2 protein-coding genes are annotated in these 5,968 nt (G+C 52.7%); both read left to right on the top strand.

Features of this window, described 5'->3' with window-relative positions:
- The first annotated feature begins 196 nt into the window (after window positions 1-196).
- Entirely contained in the window at window positions 197-3,304 is a 3,108-nt protein-coding gene (locus ABJK56_RS09290; RefSeq protein WP_347244391.1) for a pre-peptidase C-terminal domain-containing protein, read from the top strand.
- 660 nt (window positions 3,305-3,964) lie between these two features.
- Window positions 3,965-5,869 carry a hypothetical protein gene (locus ABJK56_RS09285; protein ID WP_347244390.1) on the top strand — a complete coding sequence of 635 codons (1,905 nt, stop codon included), beginning with the start codon at window positions 3,965-3,967 and terminating at the stop codon, window positions 5,867-5,869.
- The last annotated feature ends 99 nt before the right edge of the window (window positions 5,870-5,968 follow it).

The raw sequence follows: 5,968 nt of genomic DNA, 5'->3' as shown, positions 1-5,968 counted from the left end.
AAGTTGTGATGCTACCAGTCTACCCTCAGGGTATGTAAAATGTGCGGATGAAAACGGCTACTGCAGTTTCAGCGGCACACAGCAAGTCTACTATGGAGCAAATTCTTGCTATAAGGTCAGGACCTTTACCAACGGCGTTGGCTGTAATAACGGCAATTTTGGTGACCCACTCCCCGGCGTATCTAAGTCATGCTATGTGCCACCCTCATGCACCCCCAACGCTGATCAGGTAGCCCTGTACGCGGATACTGGCTACGGCGGCAGTTGTGTCACCCTGGGCGTCGGAGATTACCCCAATCCTGGCTACCTGGGCAGCCTGGGCAACGACAACGCCGAGTCCATCAAGGTGGGTAGCAACGTCCAGGCGATTCTATACGAGCACGACAACTACCAGGGACGCTCCGAGACCTTCACCGGCGATGATTCCAACCTGGGCGATAATTATATCGGCGCAAACTCGGTTTCCTCGGTCAAAGTGCAACTGCGCGCTCAGCCTCCTGCCCCACCTCAACCACAGGCACCTGCAAACGGTTCATCTTTCATTGAAGGCACTCCCATTAACCTGGCTTGGTCATCCACCGGCAACGAATACTATGGCGAAGTCTGGGGAGGCCCTGGTGGCACCCTGACTTTTGGCTGGCAAAGCGAGCCGTACAAGAGTCTGGGGCCTCAATGGGCTGGTTACACCTACTCCTGGCACGTGAAGGCTCGAAACGGCGCCGGCGAGAGCGGCTGGAGCAGTACCTGGACGTTCACCGTAAAGCCGGCCGCGCCCTCTAACCTGAGCGCGCAGACTGCCTCTTGCAGTCAGGTTGACCTTTACTGGGTGGATAATTCTGGGAACGAAGAGGGCTACCGAATTTTTCGGAACGGGTCCTATGTGGGCCAGGTAGGGATGAACAGTACCAGTTACCAGGATGCGGGTCTGAGCGGTAATACCTCATATTCTTACTATGTAAAAGCATTTCGCGATGGCATAGAATCCGACCCCAGCAATACGGTTAACGTCACTACGCCACCGTGCCCTCCGCCCCAACCTGACTTGAGGCCCTATGCTCCCTCTGGTTACCCATACCCGGTAGTGCCCTCGTCCATCCAGGGCACCCAGGCGGTCAACACGTTATATGCCGGACAGACCACCTATTTTGACTGGCACTTTATCAATAGCGGTGGCAGTGTTGCCCCTGGTACATTTTATGTCGAACTCTGGGTGGATAGTATTCGCTATGTACGTTACCCTCAACCCGATTTTTATCCCGGATGGGTCGGTGGATTTGATGACTGGGCAGAGACGATTACAATGCCTGGGTGGCACACAGTACGCCTTGTGGTTGACCCAGATAATACAGTTGCAGAGTCGGATGAAACTAACAATGTGTGGCAGCAAACTTTCTTCTGGATTCCCACCGCTCCATTTACCGATGACATGGAAAACGGCTCTTCCATGTGGACTGCTACAGGGCTGTGGCATTTGGTGGAGTCTCCCTATATTGGTCATAACGGCTCTTCACATGCATACTGGTACGGTCAAGACGCGACCGGGGATTATGACACCGGCGCAGCTAATTCTGGTGGATTAACTTCACCCCCCATCTATATTCCATCAACTGGTTATTACCTGCGCTTCTGGTATCGTTATGAAACTGAAACGCAAGGGCCGGATTGGGATCAACGGTGGGTGCAGATCTCAGTTGACGGCGGAGAGTTTACCAACGTGCTACAGCTCTCAGATGATCCAATGATGTGGTGGCTGCAAAGCCCGGTTATTGATTTATCGGAATATGCAGGCCATACTATCCAGGTGCGCTTTCATTTTGACACGATTGACGCCTTGTGGAACGCCTATGGTGGATGGTATATAGATGACTTTGATATCTCCAGCACACCGCCACCCTCATGCGCCGACATTCACGAGCCTAACAATAACCCAGCCCAAGCCACGACCATCGCCTATGGTCAGGCTATCAGCGGCGATATCTGCCCTGGAGGAGATTACGATTTCTACCAATTCACCGGTTTGGCAGGTGACAAGGTCGTCATAAACATAGATGCTGCCATTTATGATTCATGGCTTGATCCCTACATCTTCCTGATAGACACTGATGGGACTAGCGTTTTGAGCCAAAATGATGATGAAATCTTGGGCGAGGTAACCGATTCGCATCTCGGTTATCAGCTGCCTCATGATGGGACCTATTACATCAGAGTTAAAGCATTGAACCACCCGTCAGTAGGCGGCACCAATTATTTCTATACTGTTCGTTTGTTGAGCGACGACTCCAACCCCTCCGCTGAGATTACATCGCCCAGCAACGGTGAGTGGATGAACCCTGTTACAGAGGCGATTAGTGTGGACGCAACCGATAATGATGGGATCAACCGCGTGGAGTTTCTGTGGCATAGTGCGGATTGGGAGAATTCTGATTGGATATGGCTGGGTGCAGACAACGACGGTCGGGATGGCTGGAGTTGGAATTTTGAAACCGGCGCTCTTCCTGAGCAGAGCGGCGGCGCTTTCTACATCTGGGCCTTTGACTGGGTTGGTAACTGGACGGGAGCAGGCACATGGGACCTTGGCATTGATCGCACAGCACCCACTACTGAAGTCGGTGTGAGTTCAATGTACGGTGACGCTCCCTTCCGCGATTTTCACGTGTGGTGGTGGGGCTCAGACAGCCTGTCTGGTGTTGCCAGTTACGACATTCAGTATCGGGATGGTGCGAGTGGTGCCTGGATAGACCTGATAACAGGTACAACGGACACGTACTACCGCTTTGTTGGTCAGAATGGGCATACCTATCATTTCCGGGCGCGGGCTTACGACCATGCTGGAAATATAGGAAACTACAGTAACGAAATCTCATATACTGTGCAAACATGCACAGTAGCGGCTGATTCTTACGAAGCGGATAATGTGCCTGCTAACGCACGTCCGATAGAAACCGATGGAACATGGCAAATGCATAACTTCCACATTGAGCGCGATCAAGATTGGATGAAGTTCATCGCTCTGCCAGGAATCACTTACACACTGGTAACCACTAATACTGGCGGTCACGCTGATACGGTCCTCTATCTTTACGATCGCAACGGTACCACACTAATAGATAGTAACGATGACGATCCCAACAACTGGCCAGCATCGCGTTTGATCTGGCAAGCACCAATGGCGGGTATGTATTACATCAAGGTGGAGCACTGGGACCCGTATGCCTATGGTTGCACCACAGCGTACGGGCTATCCATCACGCCAGATCGACCCATTTATCACTCCTACCTACCTGTTGTACTTAGGGGCAGATAAACAAGATGGGCATGCCGCCCAACCTCTCGCTGCAGCCGACTGCTCCCTCGGCGGCTTCGCCGCGGCTGAGCTCGGTGCCGTTAGGCCCTTGCCCCAGGGTTTGGTGAGCAGGTGAACAGGCGGGCGGGTCTCTGTCTTGGTGATGGGGTTGGTCGGGCCGGTGGGGCCGATTGGGGGGCAGGGTCGCCCGCAGCGGGTGAGGCCCGTGGCGCAGGTGGGAGCGCGCGGAGAGAAGGCGGCGGGGGGGCGTCGCGGTCTGGGTAGGTGATGGAGCCGGGGAGCGAGAGCCGCGGTCGGGAGCGCGGTGGTCTCCTGCGGCGAGGGAGAGGGTGGTTGAGGTTGAGGCTGGTAGGCGATGGGGTAGCGGGTACGAGGTGAGCGGTAGGGTGAGCGGGTTGGTGCTGATGGGGGTGACGGGTTGAGGGCGAGGGGCTGGTTGTCGGTGGGGTGGTGAAGGCGGCGTGGTGGTTGGGGGATGGGAGGTTGGGTGCAGAGGGGTAGGCGGTCGGCGAGTGGGGGCGCGTCCGTCCTGGGTGGGGGTGCGTGCTCAGGAGAACCGGGCCTAACAAGCGCCTCAAGCCGACGCCGCTCCGCTGCGCTCCGCGGCGCGGCTTAGGCGCAACTCGTTGGGCGGAACCAGTTCACAAAGGAGGTGGAGAAATGGTACCCAAAAGTCGCACATTTACTTACCTATTTACGCTTTTTATTCTGTTGTCGCCAACCCTTACTTTACCAACCTCTATTTCTGCTCCAGCTTACGTATCAAACACACCAAATATCATTTGTGGACAATTGTTAATTGGGAGCGATGGAGTACATTACTACATCACGTTTATGCCCTCAACAGAATCTCAATCTTGGTGGATAGACCCACTCGCCTTTCCTGATTGGTGGAACTTGGATTTTGACTCTCTTAATGGCAGTTTCATCAGGATTTATGATCCGCAGTTTGACCCTAATGGAGCTGCAACGTATGGTTATCCTGACCAGAAATTACTGGTCGGGTTCTCTCGGATCGGATTAGTTGACAGTTGCACGACCACAACAGTTTGCGGCGAATGGAGCTATGGAAGTGATGTTGCTTGGGGATTTAGACCTTGGGATCAATCAGACATTTGGTTGGTAGACATTGTTAGTGTGCCCAATTCAGACTTGGGAGCTCTCGTGGGGCAGTCTGTCATGCTTTATGATCCCTCCTTCTCGCTTGATCCCGCTTATCCTCTTGTAATCGCTACCCGTATGGAGGTTGTTGAAAGCTGCGTGCCCATCACTTCAGCTACGCCTACTTCTGTGCCCACACCAATACTTCCAACCATCCCTCCTATTTCCACTTCTCTTCCCACTCCTACCGCTTTCTCTGCCCCCGTGCTGGAAGTGTCCGACATTCAGATAGGACCATCTCAAGTCTCTGTATCCGAAATGGTAAGAATAACGATGGTTATTGAGAACAGAGGAGCACCACTTAATCAGCCGTTTTGGCAGTACACGGGGGAAGTCATCCTGGAAAATGAGAGCGGAGAAGTTATAGACAGGCATTCTTTCTCCAAAGGAGATGCTTCGTTCATTTCTCCAGTAGTAGAAGGCGAACAGGTTAATTTTGAGAAATGGCTGTTAACAGTGAAAGTTCGGTTTAAAACAGCTGTGTCAAACGGCGTGGTCGTAGTGAGCCTTCAACCTGACATACAGCAGCAATCCGAACTTAGGGGGGAGGGGAGATTAACTATCAACCCTGGGTTGAGCGGATTGAGTTGTACTTCTGTGATAGTAAATAAGTTGATAGGTCCTTTTTCCTCAGATATCGGCAAAGATTTGCTGGACGCTGTTACCGCTGGGTTGCAGGTTGCAAGATGCGAAGATGGTGATATTGCATGTGCAGTTCCTCCGCTGGCAAAAGGATTTGTAAAGATACTTGGCCGGGCCATTTTGGGTTCGATAGGGAAAATCATTACTGGGATTTGGGGAGTCTTCGATACGGATGCATTACAAGTTTGCGAGGATCCTGTAAATTGGATGTGGCAATTGGTTAGAGAGTTTAACAGGCAAGGAGTGCCTATCAGCGTTAGTGGTGTACATTCCCCCATGACAATTCTGGTTACAAATGCTGCTGGTCAGCGCGCGGGTTTTGTTTCTGATGATGAAGTGGTTACCGAAATACCCGACTCACGGGTGATTGAATGGGAAGGGGATAAGTATGTGATCTACCCTGCCGATCCGAACATTACCATTTCGTTACAAGCCACGGGAGATGGATCTGTAGGGGTGACTCTCATTGAGGGTCAATCAGGACGAGAGTTTACTTATTCCAATGTTTCTGTTTCTGACGGAGACAGGGCTCAGGTCGATCTAAAAGAGCCTCAACCCCAGCTTGTCATTGACACGAATAATGATGGAAACCCTGACGAGGTGTATTCTGGCACGGCTGAAATGTTGCGTGCATTGGAAACGCCCACAGCATCCCCACCAACCACTAGCCGACCAACTGGTGTATGCGGCGTATCACTCGGTTTGATAATGCTACCGCTTTTTGTATTGGCTGTGAGGCGTTTCCGCAAATTTGTGGAGTGATTCACAGGCCGCCCAACATCTCGCTCCAGCCGACTGCTCCCTCGGCGGCTTGCGCCGCCTCGGTCGCAGCGGCTGAGCTCGGTGCCGTTGGGCGGCATA

Source organism: Thermogutta sp., assembly GCF_039793925.1.
Taxonomy (GTDB): Bacteria; Planctomycetota; Planctomycetia; order Pirellulales; family Thermoguttaceae; genus Thermogutta.
This window is presented reverse-complemented; position numbering and strand designations above follow the sequence as displayed.

Coding starts and splice junctions, on each gene's coding strand:
- ABJK56_RS09285 (WP_347244390.1), top strand. CDS start 3,965: ATGGTACCCAAAAGTCGCACATTTACTTACCTATTTACGCTTTTTATT.